This window comes from Kribbella sp. CA-245084 (assembly GCF_050942355.1).
Classification (GTDB): domain Bacteria; phylum Actinomycetota; class Actinomycetes; order Propionibacteriales; family Kribbellaceae; genus Kribbella.
Genome location: NZ_CP192053.1, coordinates 8,218,563 through 8,243,866, shown reverse-complemented (window position 1 = coordinate 8,243,866; position 25,304 = coordinate 8,218,563). Strand labels below are relative to the sequence as shown.

The following is a 25,304-nucleotide window of genomic DNA, read 5'->3' as shown; positions in this document are numbered from 1 at the left end:
ACCTTCCCCAGTCGGACCGTGGGCGGCGGCACCCGGGGAACAGTCTGCCAGTAGGGTTAGCGGATATGACGATCGACGCCACGATGGTCGGCCGGAGCTACACGGCCGCCGAGTCCTACCAGGTCGGCCGGGAGAAGATCCGCGAGTTCGCCGCCGCGATCGGCGACCCCAACCCGGCGTACACCGGTGATGACGCGGTCGCGCCGCCGACGTTCGCGTTCATGCTCGGCAGCCGCGCGCTGGAGCAGTTGCTGAACGACGAGGAGCTCGGCCTGCGGCTGGACCGGATCGTGCACGGTGCGCAGAAGTTCAGCTACACCCGCCCGATCAAGGCCGGCGACGACATCGCCGCGACCGCGACCATCACCACCGTGCGCAAGGCCGGTGACGTCGAGGTGATCATGTACGAGACCGCCCTGACCACCGTCGACGGCGACCCGATCGCCACGTCGACGTCGACGATCTCGCACAACCGGGGTGAATCGTGATCGAGGTAGGCACCGAGCTCCCGCCGCTGACTGTGACGTTGCGGCGCGAGGACCTGGTCCGGTACGCCGGGGCGAGCGGCGACTTCAACCCGATCCACTGGAGCGACCGGATGGCCGGCGCGCTCGGTCTGCCCGGCGTGATCGCGCACGGCATGCTCACGATGGCGTCCGCAGTACGCGTCGTCACCGACTGGATCTCCGATCCGGCCGACCTGCTGGAGTACGGGGTGCGGTTCACCAAGCCCGTCGTCGTACCGGATGACGACAAGGGCGTGAACGTGACGTTCTCGGCGAAGGTCGACAAGGTCGTGGACGGGCGGGCCGAGATCGACATCACTGCAGTTGCCGGCGAGGAGAAGGTACTCGGCCGGGCCAGGGCGGTCGTGCGCGTCCAGTGAGTACGCATGTGTCGCTGGCCGACTACACCACGCTGCGGATCGGCGGGCCGGCCGACAAGTTCCTCGAGGTCAGTACCGAGGACGACCTGATCACCGCGGTCCGCGACGCGGACGCCGCCGGCGAGCCGGTGCTGCTGCTCTCGGGCGGCAGCAACGTGGTCATCGGCGATGACGGATTCCGCGGGACTGTCATCAAGATCGCGACGGCGGGGATCCGGGTCGACGCGGACATGTGCTCCGGCGCGATGGTGAACATCGCGGCCGGCGAGGACTGGGACGGCGTCGTACAACGCGCGATCGCCGAGGAGTGGAGCGGTCTCGAGTCGATGTCCGGCATCCCCGGCCTGACCGGCTCGACACCGGTGCAGAACGTCGGAGCCTACGGTCACGAGGTCGCCGAGACGATCGCTTCGGTGCGGGTTTGGGACCGGGTTCTGGGGAAGGTCGAGACGATCTTCGCGGCGGACTGCGGGTTCAGCTACCGCAACTCCCGCTTCAAGGCCGACCCGTCGCGATACGTCGTACTCGAGGTCACCTTCCAGCTGACGCTGGGCGACCTGTCCGCGGAAGTCGGGTACGCCGAGTTGGCCCGGGTCCTGGACGTAGAACCAGGCTCCCGCGCGCCGATGGCCGAGGTCCGCGAGGCCGTCCTGGGCCTGCGCCGCAGCAAGGGCATGGTCCTGGACCCCGCCGACCACGACACCTGGAGCGCCGGGTCCTTCTTCACCAACCCCATCCTCGACACCCCCGCCGAGGTCCCCGCCGGCGCCCCCCAATGGCCGCAACCCGACGGCCGGGTAAAAACCAGCGCAGCCTGGCTCATCGAGCACGCCGGCGTCTCCAGGGGCTACACAATCGGCGCCGCCGCCGTCTCCTCCAAACACACCCTGGCCCTCACCAACCAGGGCGGAGCCACCGCCAAAGAACTCCTCACGCTGGCCACCCACGTCCGCACCCAGGTCCAACACTCCTTCAACATCACCCTGGTAAACGAACCCGTCCTGGTGAACTGCTCCCTCTGAGGGGCTAACGACAGGAGGTAGTGCCTCCGGCCGGCGCTCCCGAGGGTCGGTTGAGCGTGGCGGCGGCTGGCTGAGGTGACTACCTCCTGTCGTTAGCAAGCCTGTGGACAACTTCGGCCCCGGTCCGGCCGAATCCAGGACGATCTATGGGTGCCGTCGGTTGCTGAAATCCTGGATCGGTTGGGTGGTTGTGCGACGGCCGCCCAGCTGTCCGGTGTGACGTCAGCGGCGTTGAAGGCGGCGGTTGCGCGGGGTGAAATTGAACGGCTCGCCCGTGGGGTTTATGGGTTGGCGAGTCTCGGGCAGGCCCGGCTTGCTGCGATCGGGTATGACGGGGTCGTTTCACACACGAGTGCCGCGGTTGCCTGGGGGCTGCCGGTGCTCGTGCGGCCGGAGAAGCCGCATGTGACGGTTCCCGCGAACCGGAGACCGAGAGCCGGGCGTCCGGCCGAGCTGCACTGGGCCGGAGTTTCCCGGGCAGAGCGTGCCGACCGGCTGACCTCCCTTCTGCGAACGGTGCTCGACTGTGCCCGGATCCTGCCCTTCGGCGAGGCGCTGGCGATAGCCGACGCTGCGCTCGCCACCGGCCGGCTGACCAAGGACGAACTCGAGTCAGCGGCCGCCGCGATGCGTGGGCCAGGCCGACCGAACGCGGTTCGCGTTGCAGCTGAGGCCACTAGGCAGTCGGAGAGCTTCCTGGAGTCCATGCTCCGGAGCCTGCTCATCACCGCGGGAATCGGCGGATTCGAGTCCCAGGTTGTTGTGCAATCCGGTGGCACTCGGGCTCGGGTGGACCTTGGTCATCGAGCGGCGCGGGTCGCGCTGGAGGCCGAAGGGTACGAGTTCCACGGTTCCCCGGCGGCCTTCGCTGCGGACTGCCGACGGTACGACGATCTGGTCACCGCCGGCTGGCTCGTCCTCCGGTTCACCTATCAACAGGTGATCGGAGACCCGGCCTGGGTCGTGGAGAGCGTGCGGTCCGGGGTCGCTAACGACAGGAGGTAGTGCGCGGCCCAGCCGGTCTTGCGGAGGCGGGACGGCTGCGACCGGTGCTGCTCGGGCACTACCTCCTGTCGGTAGCCGGCCTTCGCGGTCTCTGAAAAAGTTTTACAGATGCTCTTCCCCTGAGTGGCTGGTCTCGCTAATCTTTTGCGAAAGTTGGCGGGAGGTGGAGTGTGAGGCGCAAAAGATTTTCTCGGCGGGAGGTTCTCGCGGGGATGGGTGCGGGGTTGGCGGCTGCCGTGGTGCCGGGGTGTGGGAGTGGCGGCGGCGGGCAGTCGGGGGCTTTGCAGGTTTGGGGTGGGGTGCCGGCCGCGTCTGGGCCGGGGGATGTGGTGAAGGCGTTTCAGGCGAAGTTTCCGCAGTACGCGGTGAACTACACACGGTTCGTGAACGACGATCGCGGCAACCTCAAGCTCGATACCGCGCTGCAGGGTGGCGTCGACATCGACGTGTACTTCACCTACTCGCAGGGCGCGATGGCGCTGAGGGCCGGGTCCGGGCTCGCGGCGGACCTGACCGACCGGGTCACCAACGACCCGGACCTGAAGGTGTTCCTCGACACCGAGCAGCCGCGGTCGTACATCGACAACGGCAAGGTGAAGGCGCTCGCCACCGCACGCGAGCCGTTCTTCGTGCTGTTCAACGAGAAGCTCCGGCAGCAGGCCGGCGTGGACCTTCCGGACGCGTGGACCATCGACGAGTTCCGCAGTACGGCGAAGCGACTGACCACGGACAAGACCGTCGGCGCCTACACGGTCCCGGACATCGCCCGGATCGTCCTCGGACCCAACTACTGGTACGACGGCAACCGCAGCAACTTCGGCGACCCGCACTTCGAGCAAGGGTTCCGGGTCGGCCGCGAGATGATCGCCGACGGTACGGCGTTCCCGTGGACCGAGGTGCTCGCCCGCCACCTCGATGCGTACCAGCAGAACTCGTTCCTGACCGAGGAGTTCCATCTCTGGTCGACCGCGCCGTTCAACCTGCGCTACCTGTACGACGCGAAGAAGTACCCGCATGACTTCAAGGTCTCGTTCGCCCCGTCGCCGACCGTCGACGGCAAGGACTGGAACGGCGGCTCGTACAGCAACTTCATCATGATCAACCCGAAGTCGCCGAACTTCGAGGCGGCCTGGGCGTTCGTGAAGTTCTGGCTGACCGAGGGCGCGACGCCGATGCTCAAGGGCGGCAAGCTGCCCGCGCTCGGCGGCGTCACCGACGACCAGGTGATCACCGGCATGCTCGGCAAGGAGCCGGACAAGTACTTCGACATGGACTCGTTCCGCCGCGTCGTCCTCGAGGCGGATCCCAAGCTCGCGACCGACACCCGGCTGACCGGGTTCCCCGAGATCACTCTCGCCGTGAAGCAGCAGCGCGACCTGTGCTGGCTGGGCGAGAAGGACCCGGGCGTCGCGATCCGTGAGGTACGGCGGCTCGCCGACGCCGCGATCGCCCGTAACGAGAGGAGGCCCTGATGGCCACCGCCGCAGTCGCCACCGCCTCGCGGGTCCGGACCGAGAAGGCGCCCGGGATCAAACCGCGCGGCTGGATCGGCTTCCTGTTCATCGCGCCGAACCTGCTCGGCGTGATCGCGTTCACCCTGATCCCGCTGATCAGCGTGGTCGTGCTCGCGTTCACCGACTGGAACCTGGTGTCCGGTCTCGGCGGCATCACCTTCAACGGCATCGACAACTTCGTCGCGATCGCCCGTGACCCCGGCTTCTGGCACGCGATCGGCCTGACGCTGGTGTACGTCGTGGTGTCGGTCCCGCTGACCGTCGTACTCGGGCTGGCCCTGGGCATCGCGCTCAACCGCCCGCTGCCGGGACGCGCCGTACTGCGGGCGATCTTCTTCCTTCCGTACATCGTCAACGTGGTAGCGATCGGCATGACGTGGTTGATGCTGATGAACCCGAAGGCCGGCCTGGTCAACCAGGTCCTCGATGCCTTCGGCATCCAACCGGGCTGGTTCGCCTCCTCGCACTGGGCGTTGCCCGCGCTGATCGTGATGGCGATCTGGGGCGGCGTCGGGTACTGCTCGCTGATCTATCTGTCCGCGCTGCAGGACGCACCGCGGCAGCTGTACGAAGCGGCCGACATCGACGGCGCGTCCGCGTGGGCGAAGTTCCGTGTGATCACCTGGCCGTCGTTGCTGCCGACAACGATCTTCCTGCTGGTCACGTTGATCATCGGGGCATCGCAGGGCTTCGGCCTGATCGCGCTGATCACCGCGGGCGGTCCGGGCGATTCGACCACGACGATCTCGTACTACATGTACCAAACAGGCTTCCAGTTCTACCGGTTCGGCTATGCGTCCGCGATCGGCCTGGTGACGTTCGTCGGCGTACTCGTCCTGACGCTGTTGACCTGGCGTGCGCAGCGAGGAAGGGCCCTCAATGAGTAAGAAGTGGATGTGGGGGATCCCGTTGTGGATCCTGGCGCTGGCGTTCCTCGCGCCGTTCGCGTGGATGATCTCGACCGCGCTGAAGCCCGACGTGGCCGCGTACAAGATCCCGATGCAGTGGATCCCGAACCCGTTCCAGTGGGACAACTTCACCACGGTGCTGACCGGTGCGACCTCGGTCCTCCCAGCGTTCGGCCGCTCGATCTTCGTCGCTGTCCTGCGGGTCGCGGGCGAGCTGATCACCGCGACGATGGCCGGCTACGCCTTCGCGCGGATGTCGTTCAAGGGCCGCGACAAGTTGTTCCTGCTGTATCTGGCGACCGCCATCATCCCGGCGCAGTTGCTGCTCGTGCCGCGGTTCATCTACTTCCAGAAGCTCGGCCTCTACGACACGTTGTGGGCGTTGATCCTGCCCGGCATGTTCACCGTCCTCGGCACGTTCCTGATGCGGCAGTTCTTCATCAGCCAGCCGGCCGAGTTCGCCGAAGCGGCCCGGATGGACGGCGCGAACGAGTGGCGCGTGTTCACCCGGATCTACTTGCCGCTGGCAACACCGGTGATGGGTGCCCTCGGCATCCTCGCGTTCGTCTGGTCGTGGAACGACTACGAGACGCCGCTGGTGCTGATCAGCAACCCGGATCGCTACACGCTGCCGCTCAGCCTGACTAATTTCGTCGACGAACAGGGACAGATCGCACCCGGCCTGACGATGGCCGCCTCGGTGATCTCGATCGTGCCGGTGCTGATCGTGTTCGTCGTCCTGCAACGCCGGTTCATCGCCGCCATGACTCACACAGGGATCAAATGAACAACGTCTCAGGTGTCTTCCCGCATCTCGCCCAGATCGGCGACTTCGGTCCGCCGCGCAGCGAGCTCGGTGTCGGTTCGCTGATGCCGTGGAACGGGAAGCTCTACGTCCAGAACTACAACTCCCACAAGGCTCCGTCCGGCGCGGGCGTCAGCCTTCGCCGGATCGACGCCGACTTCTCGATGGAGATCGTCGCCGAGACGCTCGGTGTCGACGGCACGTACACCAACCGGTTCGTGCATTTCCCGACGTCCAAGCTCGTACTCGGGCCGCACGTGATCGACGAGCACCACAAGATCGTCACGATCCCGGAGCTGCAGCCGTTGCGCGTCTGCGGTACGGCGCGACACCTGACCAAGCCCGACACGCACGTGTACGTGCTGGCGATGGAAGGCGAGCTGCTCGAGCTCGACCTCACGACGTACGAATGCACGCAGCTCTTCGACCTCAACGACGAGCTCGGCACCGACGGCGAGATGAAGGTCCATTACAAGGACTGCTACACGTCGTTCGGTCGGCTCGTCGTGTGTTCCAACGAGTACGCCGAGCCCGAGTGGGCCGGTCAGCGGTCGCGCGGCCGGCTGGCGGAGTACGACGGGAGCGCGTGGAAGGTACTGCGGGAGGATCCGTTCACCGCGATCGGCGGGCGGCACGAATTCGGCGGGACGATCTTCGCGACCGGCTGGGACCGGGCGTCGGCGATCCTCGAGGTGTTCACCGAGGCGGATCAGCAGTGGACGCGGTACCGGCTGCCGAAGGCGTCGCACTGTTTCGACCACAAGTGGCAGACCGAATGGCCGCGGATCCGCGAGGTCGAGCACGAGCGGCTGCTGCTCGACCATCACGGGATGTTCTACGAGCTGTCGCCGTGGGCGTACGGCGGGCGGATCTGGGGCGTGCGGCCGATCTCGACGCACTTGTGGGTGCTGGGTGACTTCTGTTCGTGGCGCGGGATGTTGGTCGCTGGCGCGGACAACGCGTCGCCGAGTCACGGGTTGAACCCGACGACGGCAGAGCCGCAGTCGGGGTTGTGGTTCGGGAAGACCGACGATCTGTGGAGCTTCGGGAAGCCGGCCGGTTGGGGCGGGCCGTGGTGGGAGACGCCGGTGGAAGCCGGAGTGCCGTCGGATCCGTACCTGATGACGGGGTTCGACGGGAAGTGCCTTCACCTGGAGAACCTCGGCTCTTCGGCGATGAACGTGACGGTCGAGATCGACTTCCACGGGCATGGGCGGTTCGGCGCGGTGGAGACGCTGACAGTTGAGCCGGGGCAGATTCGGACGCACGTGTTCCCGCCTGGGTTCAGTGCGCACTGGGTGCGGGTGGTGAGCGACACCGACGGTGTGGCCAGTGCCCAGTTCGTCTATACGTGATGATCGCTGGATGGCAGACATGGAGAGAGCTGGTAGCCCGAGCCCGTTGCAGCTGGTCAAGCGGGCCCTGCCCGAGCTGAACGGTGCGATGCAGCGGGTCGCCGAGCACATCCTGGCGAACCCGGACGAGGTCGCGCGCGGGTCGATCACCAAGCTGGCCGAGGTCGCCCAGACGTCGGCCGCGACCGTGACGCGCCTGTCGACGCACCTCGGGTACGCCGGTTATCCCGCGCTACGGGCGGCACTGGCGATGGAGGTCGGCCGCGGGCTGGAGGCCGGGTGGGCGAGCGACATCGGGATGGCGATCGGTCCGGCCGATCCGCCCGAGCAGGTGCTGAACGTGCTCGCGTCGACCCAGGCGAACGCACTGCGCAACGCGCTCGCCGCGATCGATCTCGCCGCGGCGACGCGGGTCGCGGACGCGATCGCCGGCGCACGCCGTACTCATATCTATGGCGAATGGGGCGACGCGGTCCCGGCCCGGGAGCTCTACATCCGGTTGCTGCGGATCGGGATCCCGGTGTGGTTCTTCGACGGACCGCAGTCATCGCAGATCGGTGCCGGGCTGCTCGGCTCCGGGGACGTTGCCCTGACCGTCACCCGCTCCGGGACCGACCCGACGACGCTGGAGTTCGTCCGCCGGGCACACGACGAGGGGGCGCTGACGGTCGCGATCACCGGCATGGTCGACTCGCCGATCGCGCGGCTGGCCGACGTCACCTTCGACACCGGTACGCCGAACGGCGCCAACTGGACCGAGTTCTTCGCCGGCCGTGCGAGCGACGTACTGACGGCCGGCCTGCTGTTCGTGCTGGTCGCGCAGCGGGTGCCCGATCACCTCACCGCCAACCACCCGAACGGGCCGGGGCAACCCGTCGTACATCCGGACACCGATCTCCATCCCGACACCTTCGTCAATCCTGATACCTGAAAGGTTTCTGCATGCAGCAGCTCGAGGTCCAGACCGATCTGACCGTCGTCGGCGGCGGGCTCGCCGGGATCTGCGCGGCGATCGGCGCCGCGCGGCAGGGGAGCAGCGTGGCGCTGGTGCAGAACCGGCCGGTGCTCGGCGGCAACTCGTCCAGCGAGGTGCGGGTCTGGGTGTGCGGGGCGACCGCGCACGGCGTCCAGAGTTTCGCCCGCGAGACCGGGATCATGGGCGAGCTGTTCGTCGAGAACCAGTACCAGAATCCGCTGGGGAACCCGTACTACTGGGATCTCGTGCTGCTCGAGGCGGTCCGCGCCGAGCCGCTGATCACGCTCTACCTGAACACTGATGTGCGTTCGGTGCAGGCTTCCGACGGTGTCATCAGCTCGGTGACCGGGTGGCAGATGGGGTCGGAGAAGGAGATCCGGTTCGTCAGTCCGGCGTACGTCGACTGCTCGGGTGACGGGCTGGTCGGGGTGCTCGCCGGGGCCGAGTATCGGACCGGGCGGGAGCCTCGATCTCTGTATGACGAGTCGTGGGCGCCGGACGTACCGGACTCGAACACGCTCGGCAGCACGATTCTCTTCTACACGAAGGACGCCGGCGAGCCGGTGCGGTTCGTGCCGCCGTCGTTCGCGAAGGACGTCACCGAGACTGCGATCCCGGATCGGCGGGTGATCCGGACCGATATGAACGGGTGCGCGTTCTGGTGGATCGAGTGGGGCGGCTCGCTCGACGTCGTCGACGACAACGAGGCGATCCGGGACGAGTTGCAGGGCGTGGTTTACGGGATCTGGGACTACATCAAGAACTCCGGGCGGTTCGATGCGGACAACTTGACGCTGGAGTGGATCGGGTCGGTGCCGGGGAAGCGCGAGTACCGGCGATTCCTGGGTGATCATGTTCTGACCCAGCAGGATGTTCTGGAACAGACTCTGTTTGAGGACCGTGTTGCCTTCGGGGGTTGGTCGATCGACCTGCACCCGCCTGGTGGCGTTTATGCGGCCGAGCACGGGTCGAAGCATTGGCATCCGGACGGGAACTACCACATCCCGTTGCGGTCGCTGTACTCGCGGAACGTGCGGAACCTGTGGATGGCCGGCCGCAACATCAGCGCGAGTCACGTAGCGTTCGGTACGACGCGGGTGATGGCGACATGTGCGCTGCTCGGCGAGGCGGCCGGGGTCGGCGCTTCCATTGCCCTGCGCAACGGTTTGTCGCCCCGGGAGGTGGCGCGCTCGCGTTTCGACCTGGTGAAGCACACACTCACCCGCGCCGACTCGTCCGTCCTTGGTGTGGTCGATGACGATCCTGCGAACCTTGCTTTGTCTGCTTCGGTGAGGGCGTCCTCGACGCTGACCCGCCCGGTGGTCGAGGTTTCGTCAGGCACTCTGGCGCTGACAGATGATCTGGGCATGGTCATCCCGGTTGACCCGGCTTTGGACGGTTTCGAGCTGCTCGTCGACTCCGCCGGCGGGTCGTTGACCGTCGAGCTGCATGATCCGGTCAAGCCGCAGAACTACCTGCCCGCCGCGCTCGTCGGCTCCTGCACGATCGACGTACCCGCGGGTGAGAAGCGGTGGATCGAGGTGCCGCTGTCGTGGCACCCGTCCGCCCCGGCCAACGCCTTCGTCGTACTGCGGAAGACGCCGGACATCTCCGTCCACACGGCGTCGACCGCGCTTCCGGGCACGGTGCATTTCGTCCATCGCGAGCCGGGTCCCGATGAGCAATGGACCGAACAGTTCCGCGCCTGGAAGCACATCCTGCCCCGCGGTGGGTTGTGCATCCGCCTCGGCGAGACCGCGGCGTACGCACCCTCGAAGGTGATCGGCGGCTACTCGCGCCCCTACGGCGGGCCTAACCTCTGGTCCTCCGAAGACCTCGCGTGGGACCCGAACCCGTGGCTCGAACTCACCTGGCCCGAGCCGGTCGAACTCTCGGAGGTCGTCGTCATCCTCGACGCCGACGTCCAGGAAGACCTCATCAACCTCCACCATCACCGCACCCCCTTCGAGTCCCTCCCCACCCTCCTCTCCGACTACACCCTCGAATCCCGCACTGGCCCCGACACCCCCTGGCACCCCATTGCCACCGTCATCGCCAACCACCACCGCACCCAACACCACCACCTACAAACCCCCACCCGAACCACCCACCTCCGGCTCACCACAAACCGCACCAACGGAGCCCCCCGAGCCCACGTCGTCTCAATCCGCGCCTACGGTCAGTAGCGCCATTCGAGTTCGTTCTGTTGCATCCACTGGGTCAACGGGGCCGCGGTCGAGGTGCGGGAAGTTGCGGCTCCGGTGAGTAGGTCTGCGACGACCTGGGCGGGAGCGGCCAGACGGAGGCCTGTGGGCGTCTTGCGGGAGCGGGTGTAGACGACGTCCGACTCGGGCTCGGCCAGCACGACCGACTTGTACCTCGTCTCGGTTGGGACTAGCTCCCAGAGGGTGGCCGCTGCTTGGGCATCTGGGGTGTAGATGACTGTGCGGCCGACGGGGGTTTCTGGGGACCAGTGGTGGGCTGCGGTGGTGCCGGTGACGGCGTGGCGGATCGGGGTGGAGGGGATTCGGTCCAGGAGAGGCGGGGTGCCGGGTTTGGTGCGCCAGTAGGTGAGGTGGGTGTTGCGGGTGAAGCGGAAGTCCTCGTTCCAGCGGCGTACCAGGGCCAGCCAGCTGGGGACGGTGACTACTCCGGGGGCTCGGCGTTCGACCAGGTCTTCCTGGTCGAGGGCGTCGATGATTCGGCGTACGGATTGGGCCGGCATGCCACTGGTGGTGACCAGGTCATGGGTTGTCCACAGGCTGCGGAAGTCAAGGAGGGCTCGGATGACGCGTGCGGCCGCGTCCCCGGCGTACAGGCTGGTTGCGGTGGCGTTCATCCGCCGGTCCCGTCGCGTGACACGTGGATGCCCAGCGGCACGGTCGCGTACGGCGTCCACTCGTACTGGCTGTGGTCGCGGTTGAGCTCGATCAGCGTGACGTCGGTCAGCTCGGTCCTGGCGATGCCGCCGCCCAGCGCCTTGACGCGCTTCTCGAGCGGCTCGGCCGGGGCGACCTGGTTCCAGTAGCCCAGCGAGATGTGCGGATCGAGCTCCGGCAGGGCGGGCACGGAGTCGCGGCCCCATACGTCGGTGATCGCGGCGCGCAGCTGGGCGCGGAGGCGGCGCATCCGGTCGACGGGCTCCACCGGGAGCTGCAGGCTCTCGACATCGACGACGGCCCGACCGAGCTTGATCTCGAACGGCCGGAAGTGCTCGAGCCGCCGGCGCGCGGCCTCGACGATCAGGTCGAGATCCGCCCGCGGCACCTTGTCGGTGAAGCCGACTCCTTGGACCGTGAGATGCAGCCACCGCACCGGCACCGGCGTGATCCCGGGGAGCGAGTCGACCAGGTGCTGGTACGCCGCGTGGACCTCCGTGACCACGGAGTCTTCCGGAAAGACGACATGCCAGGTGTAGAACGATCGCCCGGGCCGCCAGTTGGGGCGCCAGTACCAGTGATCGCGGACGTCCTGGATCATGTCTGGTCCTCTTTCCTGCGTGCCGGGAGCTGGGTGAACTCGGCGATGCGCGCGCGGAGCATGCGCGCCTTCGGCGTGCGGGCGTACGGCGACGTGAGCGCCGCGACCTCCGCGAGGCGATGAATCAGCGGGCGAACGCGGTACTCCAGCTGAAGATCCAGCACCGGCTCGACGGCCTCGATCGCACCGTCGAGCTGGCCGAGAAGCAGCCGCGCTTTCGCCTGCTGCAAACGGGCCATGCGTTCGGATCCCGGGTTCCGGAGCACGTACGGCGCCGCCTCGAACAGGGCGACGCTGTGATCGGCGTGGTTCGACGTGTGCTCCGGTTGGCCGAAGGCGAGATAGGTATCCGCCCACAATCCCTCGGCGCGCTCCGGCGTACAGAGCAGGAGGCCGCCCGGCTCGGAGTCGGCCTGGCGCACGGACAGCTGTTGGGCCAGGTCGAGCATGTCGCGGGCCTTGTCGGGCTGGCCGGCGCGGGCGTTGTCGACCGACGCCGCGCTGGCGAGGAACAGTCGTGAGGTGCCGGCGGAGTACCGCAGTCCGTCTTCGGCGTACGCCGCGGCGCGGGCGAAATCCTCCTGCCAGAAGGCGGCGGTGTGTTGGGTGGCGCGGATCCAGCCCCGCAGTACGTCGTGGTCCGCGGCCTCGGCGCAGGCCCAGGCCGTGCGGGTGTGGCTCTCGGCGATGTCGGGGCGGCCGAGGTCGACGGACATCCAGGCGAGCATGGTGATCGCCCAGCCGGCTGCCGAGTACAGGTCGCGGGACTGGCGTGGGGATTGGTTGCCGGCGAGTAGCGCGAAGGCACGGTCGCGGATCGCGCGGCTCTTGGCGAACAGCGGTCTGGTCGGCGTACGGAGGTAGGACTGTGCGATGCGCTCGATGTCGGCCTGCAGCTGCTCGACGGTGAGCTCGCCGACGTTGGACTCTTCGGCGAACGACAGCAGGGCGATGGACTCGTCACTCGCGTGGACCAGGTCGTCGTCGTGGCCGACCATCGACGGCGGTGTCGGCTCCGGCTCGGTGACGGCGATGCCGGACGGCGGGAAGAACCCGAGTTCGTTGTCGGCGGCAACATCGAGGACATGACGCAGACCGGAGCGGTAGGCGGCGCCGGGCCAGCGGACGGCGCCGCGTTCCAGCTTGGCGATGTAGTGGCCGTCGAGCTCGTACTTGATCTCGGTCGTGTCCCAGAGCCAGGCACAGATCGCGTCGGCGAGCTCGGCCCGGGACATGTGTTCGCCCGGCGCGCGGCGCGAGGGTGTGCTCTCTCGCGCGCCGCGCAACATCTCGTTGGGCTCTGACATGGCGGTAACTGTAAGACGCCGAACACCCTCTGCGACCACGAAATCGGGCCTTGTGGATGATCTGCCCCACGATGCCCCGAGCTGCCCCGAAAACACTGCTGGGAAAGGGTTCTGGCCGCAATCGTGGACCGCTTCGTGGCCGTAAATCAGCGTGGCAACAGCGATGACGCCGTGCCGCCATGCTTGCTGAGCGTGAGCACGGCGGGGCATCGCGGGGCAACCCGGGGCAGATAGGGGCAGCCCCTCCACTCGGGGTGGGCAGCCCTTAGGGTTGTCGGGTGGTCGAGGAAGCGGTTACTACCTTGCGTGCCGAGCTGGAGCTGTTCGGGCGGGCCGAGGAAGGGTTCGCGCTGCTCGAGGTGTTTCTGGAGGTGGCTCGGCCGCGGTTGGGTGCGGTCGTGCTGGATCCGGTCGGGCTGCGGTTGCCGGAAGAGATGACCGACGACCGCGCTGTCGTACAGAAACTGATCGACGAGATCGATCAGGAACCCCGCGGCACGGCACGTGTGCCCGAGCGCGAGTTCGATATGGACGACGAGCAGGCGCGCTGGGACTACGTGCGGCTCGCGTACAGCTCCAGCCAGGCAACGGTCTGGAGCCAGCGCCGACGGACGACGTACTTCGAGGCGTCCGGGCAGCGCAGAGCGACGTACTGGCTGCCGGACAGCCTGAAGGCCGGCTACTTCGAGGCGCTGAGCTCGCGCGGATGGGCCATCCCGCCGGACTGGCTCACCGCTGTCGCCAAGCGCCCGAAGCCGTGGTGGAAACGCGGCGGACGCTAGTGTCCTGAGTCAGACACTAGCCAAGGGCGGGCAGGCGGGTAAGGGCTTCGGCGACTGCTGATTGGATCTCGGCGTCGTCCCAGCTGCGGTCGGTCATCGCGTTGGAGAGGTAGGCGTCGTACGCCGCGAGGTCCAGGTGGCCGTGGCCGCAGAGGGCGGTGAGGATGACCTTCTCCTCGCCGGACTCCTTGCAGCGTTGGGCTTCCTCGATGGCGGCGGCGAGGGCGTGCGTCGGCTCGGGGGCCGGGACGATGCCTTCGGTGCGGGCGAACTGAACGCCTGCCGCGAAACACTCGGACTGCGGTTTGGCGACGGCCTCGATCTCGCCGGACTCGTACAGGTGGCTGATCAGCGGGCTCATCCCGTGGTACCGCAGGCCGCCGGCGTGGATCGGGTCGGGGATGAAGTCGTGGCCGAGCGTGTGCATCTTCATCAGCGGTGTCATGCCGAGGGTGTCGCCGAAGTCGTACGCATATGTGCCTTGGGTCAGCGACGGGCAGGCCGCGGGCTCGACCGCGCGGACGACGGGTGACATCCGGCCGGCCCATTTCTCGCGCAGGAACGGGAAGGCGAGGCCGCCGAAGTTCGACCCGCCGCCTGTGCAGCCGACGAGCAGGTCGGGGGTCTCGCCAACCATCGCGAGCTGGATCAGCGCTTCCTCGCCGATGATCGTCTGGTGCAGCAGCACATGGTTGAGCACCGAGCCGAGGGCGTAATGCACCTCCGGATCCTGCACCGCGGCCTCGACTGCTTCGCTGATCGCGATCCCGAGGGAACCGGGGGAGTCGGGGTGCTCGGCAAGGATCTTCCGTCCGGCCTCGGTGAGATCCGACGGGCTCGGGTGCACGGTCGCGCCGAAGACCTGCATCATCGTCCGCCGGTACGGCTTCTGGTCGTACGACGCCCGCACCTGCCAGACCTCGCACTCCAAGTCGTACTGCGCGCAGGCGAAGGCCAACGCCGTCCCCCACTGGCCTGCGCCGGTCTCGGTGGTGAGCTTCCGGACGCCGGACTTCGCGTTGTAGTACGCCTGTGGGACGGCGGTGTTGGGCTTGTGTGATCCCGCCGGGGAGACGCCTTCGTACTTGTAGTAGATGCGTGCCGGGGTATCGAGCGCCTTCTCCAGCCGATGGGCGCGGTACAGCGGGCTGGGTCGCCACAGCCGGTAGACGTCGAGCACTTCGCCCGGGATATCGACGTACTGCTCCTGTGAGACCTCTTGCATGATCAGGTCCATCGGGAACAGCGGCGCCAGATCATCCGGCCCGATCGGTTGCCCCGTCCCCGGATGCAACACCGGCGGCGGAGGCGTCGGCAGATCGTGCAGCACGTTGTACCACCGTGTCGGCATCTCGTCTTCTGGCAGCAGGATCTTCGTCGGCGTCATGCCAGCAAAGTTAGGCCCGCCCAAATCCCCAGGCAACGACCTGAACCGGAACTCGCCCAGCACTTAATTTGCACTGGTCAACCGTTCGACCGTGGCACCGGTCTGCACGCGGTAGACCACGTCGGACGGCTGCCGCGTCCCGAGCGCATCCGGTACGCCGAGTTGTCGCAGCAGCATCCGCCCGATCATCTCGTGCGACACCAGCAACGGCCGCCGTACGCCGGCCCGCGCAACCTCAGCCAGCGCCCGGCCGGCCCGCACATCTCCGTCCGCATAACTCTCACCGCAGGGAAACCGGAACCCGAACTTGTCCCGCTCGCGAACCCCACGCTGCCCCGGCCACCCCGCGTCGATCTCGCCCGACGTGAGCCCCGACCACAGTCCGTGGTCGATCTCGGACAGCTCGTCGAGCACCGTCACGGTCAGACCGAGCGTCGAGCCGATGATCGAAGCTGTCCTTCCCGCCCTGCCGAGCGGGCTCGCGAAGACTGCGTCGATGCCCTCCCCGGACAGCAGCTCAGCGTTCTGCCCAGCTTGTTGCAGGCCGAGGGCCGTGAGTGGTGAGTCCAACCGGCCCTGTCGGCGGCCGGTGGCGTTCCACTCGGTCTGGCCGTGGCGGGCGAGGTAGACGGTCAGGCTGGGACTGTTGCTGGGGTTCCTAGCCATTGGTCTATTTCGGTTAGGAGGGATTTTTGGGTTTCGGGTGGGGCGGTGGAGGCCAGGACCGAGCTTCGGGCCAGGTCGGCGAGCTCGGGGTCGGTGAAGCCGTGGACGGTGCGGGCGGTTTCGTACTGTTCGGCCAGGCGGGAGCCGAAGAGCAGGGGGTCGTCGGCGCCGAGGGCGATGCGGGCGCCGGCCTCGTAGAGGTAGCGGAGGGGGACGTCTTCGGGGCGGCGGTAGACGCCTAGCGAGACGTTGGAGGCGGGGCAGACCTCCAGAGCGATCTGCGCGTCGACCACGCGCTTCAACACGTCAGGGTCTTCGACGGAACGTACGCCGTGGCCGATGCGGCCGGCGCCCAGCTCGTCGAGGCAGGTGCGTACCGTCGCCGGACCGCAGAGCTCGCCGCCATGGGGTGCTGCGAGGAGCCCCGCGTGGCGGGCGATGCGGAAGGCCGGGGCGAACTCGGACGTCGTGCCGCGGCGCTCGTCGTTGGACAGGCCGAACCCGACCACCCCGCGGCCGACGTACTGCGATGCCAACCGCGCCAGCGTCCGTGCATCGAGCGGATGACGGGTCCGGTTCGCGGCGATGATCACCTGGACCGAGATGCCTGTCGACTGCGACGCATCGCGCGCGGCGTCGAGCACCAGGTCCGTGAACTCCGTGATCCCGTGGAACCGGTTCGCGTACCCGGACGGGTCGACCTGGATCTCCAGCCAGCGTGACCCGTCGGCGCGGTCGTCCTCGGCCGCCTCCCGGACCAGACGCCGCACGTCGTCCTCCGTCCGCAGCACCGAACGGGCGATGTCGTACAAGCGCTGGAACCGGAACCAGCCGCGCTCGTCCGCTGCCGACAGCTCCGGCGGCCAGTCCGTCCGCAGTGCGTCCGGCAGCCGGACCCCGTGCTTGTCCGCCAGCTCGACCAGCGTCAGATGCCGCATCGACCCGGAGAAGTGCAGATGCAGGTGTGTTTTCGGCAGCACCCGCAGATCCCGCTGCGTCATTACCGAAGGTTACCGAGGCCCTACCCGCCGGACGAAATCCAGGTGTCAACCCAGCAGCTTGGCGATCCGGCTCAGCCCCTCGGCCAGGTCGTCGTCGCCGAGCGCGTAGGACAGCCGCAGGTACCCCGGCGCACCGAACGCCTCACCCGGCACGACCGCCACCTCGACCTCGTCCAGGATCAGGTCGGCCAGCTCCGCCGAGGTGGACGCCGTCCGTCCGTTGATCTCCTTGCCGAGCACACCCTTGACCGACGGGTACGCGTAGAACGCGCCGGTCGGCTCCGGGCACTCGACGCCGGGGATCTCGTTGAGCATCCGGACCATGGTCCGCCGACGGCGATCGAACGCCTTCTTCATCTCGTCGACCGCACTCAGGTCGCCGGAGACCGCGGCGAGCGCGGCCCGCTGGGCGACGTTGCAGACGTTCGAGGTCTGGTGCGACTGCAGGTTGGTCGCGGCCTTGATCACGTCCTTCGGGCCGATCATCCAGCCGACCCGCCAGCCGGTCATCGCGTACGTCTTGGCGACACCGTTCAGTACGACGGTCTTGTCGGCCAGCTCGGGTACGACGACCGGGATCGAGGTCGACCGGGCATCGCCGTACGTCAGGTGCTCGTAGATCTCGTCGGTGATCACCCACAGTTCGTGCTCGAGCGCCCAGCGGCCGATCGCCTCGATCGTCTCCGGGCTGTCGACGGCACCGGTCGGGTTCGACGGCGAGCAGATCAGCAGCACCTTGGTCCGCGAGGTCCGGGCCGCCTCGAGCTGCTCGACCGTGACGGAGTAGTTCTGCGACTCGTCCGCGAAGACCTCGACCGGCACACCGCCCGCCAGCCGGATGGTCTCCGGGTACGTCGTCCAGTACGGCGCCGGCAGCAGCACCTCGTCGCCCGGGTCGAGCAGCGTCGCGAACGCGTTGTACACCGCGTGCTTGCCGCCGTTCGTGACCAGGACCTGGGCCGGCTCGATCTCGTAGCCGGAGTCCCGCTTGGTCTTGACCGCGATCGCCTGCTTCAGCTCCGGCAGGCCGCCGGCCGGGCTGTACCGGTGGTTCTTCGGATCCCGCGCCGCCGCGACCGCTGCTTCCACGATGTAGTCCGGCGTCGGGAAGTCCGGCTCACCCGCGCCGAACCCGATGACCGGCCGTCCGGCCGCCTTGAGTGCCTTCGCCTTGGCGTCGACCGCCAGCGTCGCCGATTCACTGATGGCGCCGATCCGCGCCGAGATCCTGGAACCCATGGCCTCCATCCTGGCACCAGGCCGTCCGGCGGTGCTCTCCGGTTTCACGGGACGGTCGCCGGGAACACGCCAGGGGTGCGGTCCGTTGGGAACGGTTGGAGGCTGTATGGTTCTGACCGCGGTGCGGCGCCCGGCAGGGGGTCGTACGGGCTAGGGCCTCAGTTCGACCAGGTGGCTCAGACCCCGTACACTCTTCTAGTCCGGGCGTTGGTGGCCCTGATCCGGCATGCCTGAGATCAGGTCCGACGCGGCGTCCGGATGGATTGCAGAGGGCACTAGCTCAACTGGCAGAGCATCGGTCTCCAAAACCGAAGGTTGGGGGTTCAAGTCCCTCGTGCCCTGCAAATCCTGACCGGCGCAGGGCCGGTCAGGCCGCCGCTAGCGAAAGAGGTAGGTCGTGACGGAGACGCGCACCCCGGCACCGTCCGGCGCCGGCAAGCCTGCGGAAGGCAAGCAGCGCCGTGGACTGGTGCGCTTCTACCGCGAGGTGGTCGCCGAGCTCCGCAAGGTCGTCTGGCCGACCCGCAAGCAGCTCTCCACCTACTTCGTGGTCGTGCTGACCTTCGTGGTGTTCGTCATCGCGATCGTCTCGGTCCTCGACCTCGCCTTCGGCTGGGCGATGTTCAAGATCTTCGGCTGAGGTTCGCCGAACGACCCACCGTAGGCCCAGGGCCCCGGCCCGACCCGAAGCAGACAGACCCCGATCCAGATGACGGAGTACGACGTGTCCGAGCGCGACGACGAGATCCTCGACAACGAGGACGAGTTCGACGTATCCGACTCCGACGTCGACCTCGAGGTCGACTTCGACGAGAACGCCACCGACGATGACGACCTGTTCGGTGACGACGACGACGATGATGACGACCCGTTCGCGGACCTCGACGACGAGGACAGCGACGAGGACGTGGTCGAGGAAGAGTCCGACAACGAGTACGCCGCCGACGACGAGTCGGAGACGCCGCCGGCGGACGACGACACGTCCGACGACGAGCCGGTTGTCGTGGTCGCTGCCGCCGACGAGGCCGAGGACGCCGAGGTGGTGACCGAGGAGGATGTCGAGGACGCCGCCGAGGAGCTGGCCGAGGAGACCGCCGAGACCGCGCCGCTGACCACCGCCGAGCAGCCCGTTGCTGCCGACGAGGTGGTCTTCTCCAGCGGTGAGGCCGACGATGACGACGCCGACGCCGACGCGCTGGCGGCAGCCGCCGCCGCTGCGGAGGCCGACGACGAGGACGCCGAAGAGGCGGAGCCGGAGCCGGAGGAGCCGGGCGACCCGCTCGAGGAGCTCCGCAGCCGGCTGCGTTCGCAGATCGGCGACTGGTACGTCGTCCACACGTACTCAGGGATGGAGAACCGGGTCAAGGGCAACCTCGAGAACCGGATCAACTCCCTGAACATGGAGGACTACATCTTCGAGATCATCGTGCCGACCGAAGAGGTCGCCGAGATCAAGAACGGTCAGCGCCGGATGGTCAAGCGCACCGTCCTCCCCGGTTACGTGCTGGTCCGGATGGACCTGACCGACGAGTCCTGGTCGACCGTGCGGCACACGCCGTCGGTGACCGGCTTCGTCGGGAACAGCCAGAAGCCGGTCCCGCTCAGCCTCGAAGAGGTTGAGAAGATGCTCGCTCCGGCCGTCGTGGCGGCGGCCGAAGCGGCGGCTGCCGAAGCCGGCGCCGCACCCGCCAAGACCGCGGCCAAGAAGAAGGTCGAGGTCGCCGACTTCGGAGTCGGAGACTCGGTCATGGTGGTCGACGGGCCGTTCGCGACCCTGCACGCCACAGTCACGGAGATCAATGCCGAGGCCCAGCGGATCAAGGCCCTGGTGGAGATCTTCGGCCGGGAGACCCCGGTGGAACTCAGCTTCAACCAGATCCAGAAAGTCTAAGGACCCGACAGAATGCCTCCCAAGAAGAAGATCGCTGCCCTGGTCAAGGTGCAGCTCCAGGCCGGTGCCGCGACGCCGGCCCCGCCGGTCGGTACCGCGCTCGGCCCGCACGGCGTCAACATCATGGAGTTCTGCAAGGCGTACAACGCCCAGACAGAGTCCATGCGTGGCAACGTCGTACCGGTCGAGATCACGATCTACGAAGACCGTTCCTTCACGTTCGTCACCAAGACGCCGCCGGCGCCGGAGATGATCAAGAAGGCCGCCGGTCTGCAGAAGGGCTCCGCCGTTCCGCAGCGCGACAAGGTCGGCAAGATCACCAAGGACCAGGTCCGCGAGATCGCCACGACCAAGATGCCGGACCTCAACGCCCGTGACATCGACGCCGCGATGAAGATCATCGAGGGCACCGCCCGTTCGATGGGCGTCGTCGTCGACAAGTAACGTCACCCGGTCCGCCGCGGCGGACCAGCAGGAGTGGCAGGGCGCAACCTCGCCCGATCACCACAACCCGCGAACGATCAACACCGTTCGCACACAGGAGACCAAGGAAATGGCACAGCGCAGCAAGGCATACCGCGCGATCGCGGACAAGATCGACTTCGATCACCTGTACACCCCGCTCGAGGCCATCAAGCTGGCCAAGGAAGCGGCGGGCAGCAAGAAGTTCAACTCGACGATCGACGTCGCGATGCGCCTCGGGGTCGACCCTCGCAAGGCCGACCAGATGGTGCGCGGCACCGTCAACCTTCCGCATGGCACTGGCAAGACGGCACGGGTCCTCGTCTTCGCCACCGGTGAGAAGGCCGAGCAGGCGAAGGCCGCCGGCGCCGACTTCGTGGGCGACGACGACATGATCAAGAAGGTGACCGACGGCTGGCTCGACTTCGACGCCGTCGTCGCGACCCCTGACCTGATGGGCAAGGTCGGCCGCCTCGGCCGCGTTCTCGGCCCGCGTGGTCTGATGCCGAACCCGAAGACCGGCACGGTCACCCCGGACGTGACGAAGGCCGTGAACGACATCAAGGGCGGCAAGATCGAGTTCCGGGTCGACCGGCACGCGAACCTGCACTTCATCATCGGTAAGGCGTCGTTCGACGAGGCCCAGCTGGTGGAGAACTACAGCGCCGCGCTCGACGAGATCCTGCGGCTCAAGCCGGCCAGCTCGAAGGGCCGCTACATCAAGAAGACGGTCTTCTCGACCACGATGGGACCGGGTGTCCAGGTTGACCCCAACCTGTCCCGCAACCTGTCCGAGGAGTCGATCGAGGCCTGAGCCTCACCTCTTCGCACAGAAAGCCCCCGGGTTCTCCCGGGGGCTTTCTGCTTGTCAGGCTCGGGTCAGTCGGAGGGCGACGTCGGCTGTCTGGACGGTCCAGCCGTCGTCGTGGCCCTCGATGATGGTGCCGGGTGCAGCTGAGCGGGGCAGATCAGCCGGGTCGGTGCGGATGATGAGGTGGGTCGCGCCGTCCAGGTCGGCCTGGGCGCTGGGGGACGTGACGTTGAGGGCGGCGCATTTGCGGCGGATGACGCGGGCCGGCTCGGTCAGATCCAGGACTCGTTCGGCGTCGGTGAAGAAGGGCGCTTCGGAGGCCGACGCAGGATCTTGCGGTTCGCCGGGATCACCGGCCACCAGACGCGGTACGGCCTCGGCGAGGCACTCGCGCAGCAGCGTCCCCCAGGACTGCATCAGCCCGGTGCCGTTGAGATCCTCGGGCAGCGGCGTGATGCGCTGGGCGAGGATGGCGCCGGTGTCGAACTCCGACGCGGTCCGGTGCACCGTCGCCCCGACCCGCTCGTCACCTTCGTAGATCAGCCGCTGCGGTGTCGGTCCGCGTCCTGCGGGTAGCGGCGACGGGTGGCAGTTGATCGCGCCGTACTTCGGGATCTCGAGGATCTCGTCCGGTATCAGCCGGGGGAACGCGGCCGAGATGACCACGTCCGGCCGGAGCGCGGCGATCACCGGAGCGGCGACGGGGCGGAGCTTGCGGGTGATCAGGACGTTCATGTCGTCCGGCAGGCCGGCGACCATCGGATCGGCAGCGCCGTACCTGCCGGTCTCGGGCAGCGTCACCACCAGCACGAGCTCGTGCCCGTTCTGTTCGGCGAACTCGTGGACGAGCCGGAAGCCGGGCAGGAACGCGTTCAGGCCAACGATCCGCAACGTCATCTCCTGAGGGTGACAAGGTCGGGGGTCAGCGATGACGGCGTCGGCTGGCCGACCAGGCGGAGGGTGTGCTCGAGCTCTTCGCCGAGATCGGTGAGCAGCCGGGTCACGCCTGCCGACGAATCGACGGTCAGTGCCCAGAGCGCCGGCCGGCCGACGAAGACGGCTCGGGCGCCGAGGGCCAGGGCGGCGAGGACATGTTCGCCGCGACGGATCCCGCCATCGACGTACAGCTCGACCCCGGTTCCGGCAACGGCTTCAGCGACCTCGGGCAGGGCCTGGGCGGTCGGGATCGAGGCGTCGAGCTGACGGCCGCCGTGGTTCGAGACGATGATTCCGGCGGCGCCCGCGTCTGCGCAGCGCTTGGCGTCGTCGCCGCGGAGTACGCCCTTCACGACCACGGGTAGACCGGTCCGATCGGCGAGCCAGCCGATGACGTCGGGGTTCAGGTCGTCGGCCTTGTCGAGGTCGTCGTCGCTCCACTCGCCGTCGGGCAGATTGGCCAGGAACTGTCCGGGTTGCGCCAGGTCCCAGACCGTGTCGCCGTCGTCTTCCTTCCGGCCGACCACCGGTGTGTCGACGGTGAGTACGACGGCACGCGCGCCGGCCTCGACCGCGGCGTCGAGCATGCGCCGGGTGATCTCGCGGTTCCGCAGGACATAGATTTGCAGCCACCACGGCACCCCGGTCGCACCGAGCTCGCCGAATGTCGTGCCCGCGTTGCTGGAGATCCCGAGCAGCGACTTGGCCGCGCCGACGCCGCGCGCCATCGCGAGCTCGCCGTCCGGGTCGGCCATCCGGTGCATCGTCGACGGCGAGACCAGGATCGGTGCGTCCACAGGTACGCCGAGCACGGTCGTCCGCAGATCGACCGCGGAGACATCGTTCAGCACGTGCGGCCGGAACCGGTACGCCGACCACGCCGCGGTCGCCTCGCCGACGCTGACCCCGCCCGCGGAGCCCTGCCGGAAGTAGCGGTGCACGGCCTCCGGCAGCTTCTCGGCGGCCGCAGCTTCCAGAGTGTCGATCCATCGCATGCGGCCCATCGTCGCACTCGCTCCGGCCGGGGCGGGATGAATTTCGCGGGCGGGGCTGGTGTGCGGCCGGTACAGTGGACGGTATGACGCAGTACGGGCGGCGATTTCTGCGCCCCGGCCGGCACGACGGTGCCGACGGGGTGAGCTGCTGCTGCGCTCTCTCCTGAGGTGACCGCGGCCGACCGGGGTGGACCCCCGTCGAGACCGTCATCCTGGAGAGAAACTCATGTCTGTCCTCACCGCTGAAGAACTGCACGCTGCCCTGGCCCTCCGCGACCTCACGGACCCCGCTCAGGGACCACACGCCGTCCAATTGGTCGTCGATTCGATCCGTACGGCTCTCGGCGCGGCCTGGCCGTACACCGAGATCTGGACGCGCCGCGATCATCCCGTCGTACCGCTGGCCGACAACTACGACAACCTCGGGTACGCGACCGACGCGGTGACCCGCGAGGCCCGTTACACGCGCTACGTCTCGGACGCCGAAGTACTGCGAAGCCACACGTCGGCGATGATCCCGCCCGCGCTGCGTGAGCTGGCGAAGTCCGACGCATCCGACGTGCTGATGATCTGCGCGGGTATCTGTTACCGCCGCGACTCGGTCGACTGGCAGCACACCGGGACCCCGCACCAGCTCGATCTGTGGCGGGTCAGCCGCAACGTCACGCTGGGGGAGCCGGAGCTGGAGGAGATGATCGCCCGCCTGGTCGACACGATCCTCCCCGGCCAGACCTACCGCACTGTGCCGGCGGTGCACCCGTACACGATCCACGGCCGTCAGATCGACGTTCTGCTGGACGATCAGTGGATCGAGATCGGTGAGTGCGGAGTGGCGGCGCCCCACGTCCTGCGCATGGCCGGCTTGGACGAGGGCTGGACCGGGCTCGCGATGGGACCTGGTCTCGACCGGCTGATGATGCTCCGCAAGGGCATCCGCGACATCCGCCTGCTCAGGTCGACGGAGCCGCGGGTGGCGAGCCAGATGCTGGATCTCTCGCCGTACAAGCCGGTCTCGTCCATGCCGCCGGTACGACGCGACCTGTCTGTTGTCGTGGGACAGGAAGCTGATGTGTCGGCGGAGGTCCTCGGTGACAAGGTCCGCGCCGCGCTAGGACCGGACGCCGATGCGGCGGAGTCACTGGAGGTGCTGGGCGAAACGTCGTACGACGACTTGCCGACGGCTGCCCGCGAACGCCTCCAGCTGACGCCGGGTCAACGCAATCTGCTGGTCAGGCTGGTACTGAGGCCGGTGGACCGGACCCTCACCGACGCGGAAGCCAATTCCCTGCGGGACAAGGTGTACCGGGCGCTGCACGAAGGTCCGGTGATGGAGCTCATCGCGTCTTGAGTTCGCGGGCCGCGACCACGAAGGCGCACACGGCCAGGGGCAGCTCCAGCAGCAGAGCCTCGGTCAGCGAGAGGGTGCGGTCGAAGCCGGCCGACGCAGTACTCACGTCGAACCAGGCGTCGGCCGTCAGCAGCGTCCCGGCGGCCATAGCGGTCAGAGCGGCGTACCTGTTGCGTTTGTGCAGCAGGTACGCCGTGAGGCCCGCGGCGATCGCGGTGCCGCAGTCGAGCCCGATCCAGGTGAGCTTCCAATGACCAGCCTGGTAGGTGCTCGGCAGCGTGGCCGCGAGAATCAGGCACCACGGAAGCAGCACCGCGGCAACTCCGGCGGCAACCAGCGCGGCCAGCCCTTGAGGGGATCGGCGCGGACGGATCCGGCCGTCCAGCCTGCCCTCGGCGATGTAGTCCTCGAGAGCGTCGGCCACACGGTCGTCGATCGCGTCGCCGAGCTTGCCGTCCAGGGTGTCAGATGCCCTGTTGCCGAGTGTCGTCGTCATGTCTTCGAGCATCCCGGCGGCGGTCGCCCGGC

The 25,304-nt window shown here is 67.8% G+C and carries 26 protein-coding genes and 1 tRNA gene; 17 read left to right on the top strand and 10 right to left on the bottom strand.

Annotation, left to right across the window (positions count from 1 at the left end; genetic code table 11):
* The first annotated feature begins 65 nt into the window (after positions 1-65).
* From ACQPYH_RS39490 to ACQPYH_RS39445, 10 genes are all read left to right on the top strand, one after another.
* On the top strand, positions 66-488 hold the full coding sequence (locus tag ACQPYH_RS39490) for an FAS1-like dehydratase domain-containing protein (protein WP_130441605.1): 423 nt from the start codon (positions 66-68) through the stop codon (positions 486-488).
* Positions 482-886: a MaoC/PaaZ C-terminal domain-containing protein gene (locus ACQPYH_RS39485; RefSeq protein WP_432894599.1), complete on the top strand. Its 405-nt coding sequence runs from the start codon at positions 482-484 to the stop codon at positions 884-886. The genes ACQPYH_RS39490 and ACQPYH_RS39485 overlap by 7 nt, the downstream gene beginning before the upstream one ends.
* Entirely contained in the window at positions 883-1,908 is a 1,026-nt protein-coding gene (locus ACQPYH_RS39480; RefSeq protein ID WP_432882414.1) for a UDP-N-acetylmuramate dehydrogenase, read from the top strand. The genes ACQPYH_RS39485 and ACQPYH_RS39480 overlap by 4 nt, the downstream gene beginning before the upstream one ends.
* Before the next feature lie 150 nt (positions 1,909-2,058).
* A complete protein-coding gene (locus ACQPYH_RS39475; protein WP_432882412.1) occupies positions 2,059-2,913 on the top strand; it encodes a type IV toxin-antitoxin system AbiEi family antitoxin domain-containing protein in 855 nt (284 codons plus the stop codon).
* A 212-nt stretch (positions 2,914-3,125) separates the two neighbouring features.
* Positions 3,126-4,385 carry an ABC transporter substrate-binding protein gene (locus ACQPYH_RS39470; RefSeq protein WP_432882410.1) on the top strand — a complete coding sequence of 420 codons (1,260 nt, stop codon included), beginning with the start codon at positions 3,126-3,128 and terminating at the stop codon, positions 4,383-4,385.
* Positions 4,385-5,314: a carbohydrate ABC transporter permease gene (locus ACQPYH_RS39465; protein ID WP_130441597.1), complete on the top strand. Its 930-nt coding sequence runs from the start codon at positions 4,385-4,387 to the stop codon at positions 5,312-5,314. Before ACQPYH_RS39470 ends, ACQPYH_RS39465 begins: the two co-directional genes overlap by 1 nt.
* Positions 5,307-6,122 carry a carbohydrate ABC transporter permease gene (locus tag ACQPYH_RS39460; protein WP_432882406.1) on the top strand — a complete coding sequence of 272 codons (816 nt, stop codon included), beginning with the start codon at positions 5,307-5,309 and terminating at the stop codon, positions 6,120-6,122. The genes ACQPYH_RS39465 and ACQPYH_RS39460 overlap by 8 nt, the downstream gene beginning before the upstream one ends.
* Positions 6,119-7,495, top strand: coding sequence for a hypothetical protein (locus tag ACQPYH_RS39455; protein WP_432882403.1), 1,377 nt, complete (start codon positions 6,119-6,121; stop codon positions 7,493-7,495). Before ACQPYH_RS39460 ends, ACQPYH_RS39455 begins: the two co-directional genes overlap by 4 nt.
* Positions 7,496-7,505: 10 nt before the next feature.
* Positions 7,506-8,426: a MurR/RpiR family transcriptional regulator gene (locus tag ACQPYH_RS39450; protein WP_432882401.1), complete on the top strand. Its 921-nt coding sequence runs from the start codon at positions 7,506-7,508 to the stop codon at positions 8,424-8,426.
* An 11-nt stretch (positions 8,427-8,437) separates the two neighbouring features.
* Positions 8,438-10,657, top strand: a complete 2,220-nt coding sequence (locus ACQPYH_RS39445) for an FAD-dependent oxidoreductase (protein ID WP_432882398.1) — start codon at positions 8,438-8,440, stop codon at positions 10,655-10,657.
* Here the strand turns inward: ACQPYH_RS39445 and ACQPYH_RS39440 are convergent.
* From ACQPYH_RS39440 to ACQPYH_RS39430, 3 genes are read right to left on the bottom strand one after another with little or no spacing between them, the layout of a single operon-like run.
* Positions 10,651-11,310 (bottom strand): hypothetical protein, encoded by a 660-nt coding sequence (locus tag ACQPYH_RS39440; protein WP_432882396.1) that lies wholly within the window; start codon positions 11,308-11,310, stop codon positions 10,651-10,653. The two genes, ACQPYH_RS39445 and ACQPYH_RS39440, sit on opposite strands and share 7 nt — an antisense overlap.
* A complete protein-coding gene (locus ACQPYH_RS39435; RefSeq protein ID WP_432882393.1) occupies positions 11,307-11,951 on the bottom strand; it encodes a 2'-5' RNA ligase family protein in 645 nt (214 codons plus the stop codon). The genes ACQPYH_RS39440 and ACQPYH_RS39435 overlap by 4 nt, the downstream gene beginning before the upstream one ends.
* Positions 11,948-13,258, bottom strand: a complete 1,311-nt coding sequence (locus ACQPYH_RS39430; protein ID WP_432882391.1) for a hypothetical protein — start codon at positions 13,256-13,258, stop codon at positions 11,948-11,950. The genes ACQPYH_RS39435 and ACQPYH_RS39430 overlap by 4 nt, the downstream gene beginning before the upstream one ends.
* Positions 13,259-13,536: 278 nt before the next feature.
* Between ACQPYH_RS39430 and ACQPYH_RS39425 the strand changes: the two genes are divergently transcribed.
* A complete protein-coding gene (locus ACQPYH_RS39425) occupies positions 13,537-14,040 on the top strand; it encodes a hypothetical protein (RefSeq protein WP_432882388.1) in 504 nt (167 codons plus the stop codon).
* A 16-nt stretch (positions 14,041-14,056) separates the two neighbouring features.
* Here the strand turns inward: ACQPYH_RS39425 and ACQPYH_RS39420 are convergent, their stop codons facing one another.
* The 4 genes from ACQPYH_RS39420 to ACQPYH_RS39405 all read right to left on the bottom strand — a co-directional run bounded on the left by ACQPYH_RS39420 (position 14,057) and on the right by ACQPYH_RS39405 (position 18,333).
* Positions 14,057-15,427, bottom strand: a complete 1,371-nt coding sequence (locus ACQPYH_RS39420; protein ID WP_432882385.1) for a TrpB-like pyridoxal phosphate-dependent enzyme — start codon at positions 15,425-15,427, stop codon at positions 14,057-14,059.
* 63 nt (positions 15,428-15,490) lie between these two features.
* On the bottom strand, positions 15,491-16,093 hold the full coding sequence (locus ACQPYH_RS39415) for a histidine phosphatase family protein (RefSeq protein WP_432882382.1): 603 nt from the start codon (positions 16,091-16,093) through the stop codon (positions 15,491-15,493).
* A complete protein-coding gene (locus ACQPYH_RS39410; protein ID WP_432882379.1) occupies positions 16,060-17,094 on the bottom strand; it encodes an adenosine deaminase in 1,035 nt (344 codons plus the stop codon). Before ACQPYH_RS39410 ends, ACQPYH_RS39415 begins: the two co-directional genes overlap by 34 nt.
* 45 nt (positions 17,095-17,139) lie before the next feature.
* Entirely contained in the window at positions 17,140-18,333 is a 1,194-nt protein-coding gene (locus ACQPYH_RS39405) for a pyridoxal phosphate-dependent aminotransferase (protein ID WP_432882376.1), read from the bottom strand.
* A 269-nt stretch (positions 18,334-18,602) separates the two neighbouring features.
* On the opposite strand from ACQPYH_RS39405, the gene ACQPYH_RS39400 reads away from it, so the two are divergent.
* The 5 genes from ACQPYH_RS39400 to rplA all read left to right on the top strand — a co-directional run bounded on the left by ACQPYH_RS39400 (position 18,603) and on the right by rplA (position 21,500).
* Positions 18,603-18,675, top strand: a tRNA-Trp gene (locus ACQPYH_RS39400).
* 55 nt (positions 18,676-18,730) lie between these two features.
* Complete coding sequence (gene secE / locus ACQPYH_RS39395) at positions 18,731-18,973, top strand: preprotein translocase subunit SecE (protein WP_134107100.1); 243 nt, start codon at positions 18,731-18,733, stop codon at positions 18,971-18,973.
* A gap of 363 nt (positions 18,974-19,336) precedes the next feature.
* Positions 19,337-20,224, top strand: coding sequence for a transcription termination/antitermination protein NusG (gene nusG / locus ACQPYH_RS39390; protein ID WP_432894596.1), 888 nt, complete (start codon positions 19,337-19,339; stop codon positions 20,222-20,224).
* A gap of 12 nt (positions 20,225-20,236) precedes the next feature.
* Positions 20,237-20,668 (top strand): 50S ribosomal protein L11, encoded by a 432-nt coding sequence (gene rplK, locus ACQPYH_RS39385; RefSeq protein ID WP_130441571.1) that lies wholly within the window; start codon positions 20,237-20,239, stop codon positions 20,666-20,668.
* A 109-nt stretch (positions 20,669-20,777) separates the two neighbouring features.
* Entirely contained in the window at positions 20,778-21,500 is a 723-nt protein-coding gene (gene rplA / locus ACQPYH_RS39380) for a 50S ribosomal protein L1 (protein WP_432882372.1), read from the top strand.
* A 54-nt stretch (positions 21,501-21,554) separates the two neighbouring features.
* Here the strand turns inward: rplA and ACQPYH_RS39375 are convergent, their stop codons facing one another.
* Both ACQPYH_RS39375 and ACQPYH_RS39370 read right to left on the bottom strand, forming a co-directional pair.
* On the bottom strand, positions 21,555-22,394 hold the full coding sequence (locus tag ACQPYH_RS39375; RefSeq protein WP_432882370.1) for a methionyl-tRNA formyltransferase: 840 nt from the start codon (positions 22,392-22,394) through the stop codon (positions 21,555-21,557).
* Entirely contained in the window at positions 22,391-23,428 is a 1,038-nt protein-coding gene (locus ACQPYH_RS39370; protein ID WP_432882367.1) for an alpha-hydroxy acid oxidase, read from the bottom strand. Before ACQPYH_RS39370 ends, ACQPYH_RS39375 begins: the two co-directional genes overlap by 4 nt.
* A 226-nt stretch (positions 23,429-23,654) precedes the next feature.
* On the opposite strand from ACQPYH_RS39370, the gene ACQPYH_RS39365 reads away from it, so the two are divergent.
* Complete coding sequence (locus ACQPYH_RS39365) at positions 23,655-24,776, top strand: hypothetical protein (protein WP_432882364.1); 1,122 nt, start codon at positions 23,655-23,657, stop codon at positions 24,774-24,776.
* Here ACQPYH_RS39365 and ACQPYH_RS39360 read toward each other — a convergent pair.
* The gene (locus tag ACQPYH_RS39360) at positions 24,763-25,272 is read right to left on the bottom strand and encodes a hypothetical protein (protein ID WP_432882361.1); all 510 of its coding nucleotides are present in this window, start codon (positions 25,270-25,272) and stop codon (positions 24,763-24,765) included. The two genes, ACQPYH_RS39365 and ACQPYH_RS39360, sit on opposite strands and share 14 nt — an antisense overlap.
* Between the last annotated feature and the right edge of the window lie 32 nt (positions 25,273-25,304).